The sequence below is a fragment of the Spiroplasma endosymbiont of Lariophagus distinguendus genome (assembly GCF_023846195.1).
GTDB lineage: Bacteria > Bacillota_I > Bacilli_A > Mycoplasmatales > VBWQ01 > Spiroplasma_E.
In genome coordinates this window covers 1-2,364 of record NZ_JALMUW010000096.1, presented here as the reverse complement: position 1 = coordinate 2,364, position 2,364 = coordinate 1, and the positions used below count along the sequence as shown (strand labels likewise).

Sequence of the window (2,364 nt, the reverse complement as noted above, 5' to 3'; positions counted from 1 at the left end):
GTAACTTTGTAAAACAAAGAAACACAAATTATTAAAAAGCCTCAATTAAAACTTACCTTTCTCTATAACCCTACTAGGTAAGTATTTTGATTATACTTTATCATTGTTGATTTGTATAGCAATTTTAGTGTTTTTTTAAAATTTTAATATTTTTTTATATTTAAAAGAGTCAGATTTAAAATCTGACTCTTTTAAGGAATTATCTATCTATCTATTTGTTTTTAGGATTTTCTTTAGCATTAGCTCATAATGCTGCTGCTTTTCCAAAAGCCTCAGTGTGTTTTAATTCTGGGTGTTCTGCTTTAACTTTTGGCAATGTAGCTTTCATAAAAATATTAAAAACAGTAGGTTTTTTTGCTGCCATATTTTCCTTCTCCTTTCACTTTTCTTATATTATTATTATAATATATTTTAATTATTAGTGTGTTAATAAACTATAAGAGTATATTTTTAAAAATATTAAGTTTTTATTTTTTAAAAACATAATTATTAATAATATATCCAACTCCATGTTCATCATTATTTGGAGCAATAGTTTTACCATATGGTTTTAAAGCAATATTAGCATTTTCCATTACTATTGGATGACCAGATACTTCAAACATTGGTAAATCATTAAATCCATCACCAATCGTTAATGCATCTTTAGTGTCAATATTTAAATGATTACATAATCATTGTAGTGCTGAACCTTTATTAATGTTTTTATTACCAATTGAAAAAACATTTGTATGATATTGAACAATTGTTAAATCCGGAAAGTTAGTTTCAAAATTATTAATGAATTTTGTAATTTCATTAGCCTTTCAATATTTTTCTAAAATAACCATTACTTTTGAAATTGGCATTTTAATATCAGTACTATTAGTTAACTTAATAATTTTAATTTGCAGATTTTCAACTCATGTACTTCAACTATTAGCCGCATGGTTAACATACAAAGTATCAATACTATTAAAATGTAAAATCATTTGTTTATTATATTTGGTTAATCATTCATAAAGTTTAATTGTTGTTTCTGAATTTAATTGTTGTAAATAAATTCATTTTTGTTTAGTATATGATCAAATTTCAGCGCCATCATTACCAATAATATAACCATCATATTTTTCAGCATTAATCATTTTACCAACACGAATAGCATTTTCACCATATCTACCTGTATTAATTACAACTTTAATATTATTTTTTTGAGCTTTTAAACAAGCATTAAGATTAATTTCACTTAAGGCACTGCCACTATCAAATAAAGTACCATCTACATCAGTAAAAATTATTTTTACCATCAATCATTTCCTGCTTTCTTTTTTCTATTATTTTATTAATATTATAAAGATAAAATAATAAAATACTATATATTTCCATAGAATAAAATTTCTTAAATTAAAATAAAATATTATATTTTAAATATAATATTTTATTTTAATTTTTATATAATAAAAATTTCAAAAAAGAAAAAACCTTTAATGAAAAACATAAAGGTTAATAAAATAATGTATGGTGCGGAACAAGGGACTTGAACCCTCATGCCTTTCGGCGCCAGAGCCTAAATCTGGTGCGTCTGCCAGTTTCGCCAATTCCGCATTTTTGGTGTCCCGTATAGGCCTCGAACCTACAACCCTCAGATTAAGAGTCTGATGCTCTGCCAATTGAGCTAACGAGACATCTAGGGGAATAAAAAACAAGTAATTTAATACTTGCAGTCTAAATATTAATTAATGGTGACTCGTACGGGGATCGAACCCGTAATGTAGGAATGAAAATCCTATGTGTTTACCAATTCACCAACGAGCCGTAGAAAACAAGAGCTTAGAATAATGGCGCCCAGTATAGGATTTGAACCTATGACACTTCGATTAACAGTCGAATGCTCTGCCGCTGAGCTAACCGGGCATTTACTAAACCTTAATTATTATATTGAAGAAAAGTATAATTTGCAATAACTAATAAAGTTTTTTTTATTTTTTTCTTGATTACGGCAATGTATATGATTTATTAATCATTTTTTTAAATTAAATATAATAATAATTTAAGTATTATTTGTAATAATGAATACTATTAATGGTAAAAGTAATTAGAAAGAAGTAAACATAGAAATCATGTAGAATTACATTATTAATATAAAGGGGTTTTAATTTATGAAGTTATTATTAGCAACATTAAGTTTTTTAACATTTGGAACAACTGTAGGAACTTTTGGAAATGTATTAAGTACGAATCTAAGCAAAATAAATAATAGTATTAAAGAAACTTATACTATAATTCCTAATTCATTTAGTTTGAAAAGTGAATTAAGAAAAGAAAAAATGAATACTGATAATATTGATATTGATATGTTAGATGGAATGACAAAGGCTATTATTC

The 2,364-nt window shown here is 25.4% G+C and carries 2 protein-coding genes, 4 tRNA genes and 1 pseudogene; 1 reads left to right on the top strand and 6 read right to left on the bottom strand.

Annotated features, from left to right (window positions below; genetic code table 4):
• Window positions 1-211 precede the first annotated feature (211 nt).
• The 6 genes from M0D11_RS05720 to M0D11_RS05695 all read right to left on the bottom strand — a co-directional run bounded on the left by M0D11_RS05720 (window position 212) and on the right by M0D11_RS05695 (window position 1,893).
• Window positions 212-364: a YABBY transcription factor gene (locus tag M0D11_RS05720; protein WP_252320910.1), complete on the bottom strand. Its 153-nt coding sequence runs from the start codon at window positions 362-364 to the stop codon at window positions 212-214.
• Between the two features lie 103 nt (window positions 365-467).
• A complete protein-coding gene (locus M0D11_RS05715) occupies window positions 468-1,286 on the bottom strand; it encodes a Cof-type HAD-IIB family hydrolase (RefSeq protein WP_252320908.1) in 819 nt (272 codons plus the stop codon).
• A 212-nt stretch (window positions 1,287-1,498) separates the two neighbouring features.
• Window positions 1,499-1,583: transfer RNA gene (locus M0D11_RS05710), tRNA-Leu, on the bottom strand.
• Between the two features lie 5 nt (window positions 1,584-1,588).
• Window positions 1,589-1,664, bottom strand: a tRNA-Lys gene (locus M0D11_RS05705).
• 55 nt (window positions 1,665-1,719) lie between these two features.
• Window positions 1,720-1,794 (bottom strand) — tRNA-Glu (locus M0D11_RS05700).
• Window positions 1,795-1,818: 24 nt separating this feature from the next.
• Window positions 1,819-1,893 (bottom strand) — tRNA-Asn (locus M0D11_RS05695).
• Window positions 1,894-2,138: 245 nt separating this feature from the next.
• Here M0D11_RS05695 and M0D11_RS05690 point away from each other — a divergent pair.
• A pseudogene (locus M0D11_RS05690) lies at window positions 2,139-2,364 on the top strand (hypothetical protein); the annotation flags it as partial.